Below are 424 nucleotides of genomic sequence, written 5' to 3' on the forward strand. Positions count from 1 at the left end.
TTAATGAACCCGGATCATTAAAGATCGGTTCGAGTGCTACGCCGAATGTTGGCGCGAGACTCGGAACATTTAAATCAATGACTGCAGTCGGTAAGCTGATTACTTGGAAAACCATGCCGACGACAGCAGCAATCAGAATCCCAAAGAAAATTCCACCCTTTACTCCACGAACCATCATGATCACGGTAATAAATAAGCCGAAGATTGCGAGCAAAGCGGAGCCAGTCGTTAAATCGGAAAAAAAAAAAACAATCGTCTGCCTGCCAAAACCAAACACAACCCACTCAATCAGAACTCAACATATATATCATCACAACATAAGACCAAGACAATACAACATCTACATAGAACTATCTAACGACATTGACCCCACCACACATCATTAGACACTATAACTACACTCCTCACCACACAGCACGAAACA

General features: G+C 42.5%; 1 pseudogene. It reads right to left on the reverse strand.

From position 1 onward, the window contains the following. A pseudogene (locus BHE18_RS00625) lies at nucleotides 1–277 on the reverse strand (NCS2 family permease); the annotation flags it as partial. Nucleotides 278–424: the final 147 nt, after the last annotated feature.

This window comes from Rossellomorea aquimaris (assembly GCF_001877785.1).
Classification (GTDB): domain Bacteria; phylum Bacillota; class Bacilli; order Bacillales; family Bacillaceae_B; genus Rossellomorea; species Rossellomorea aquimaris_A.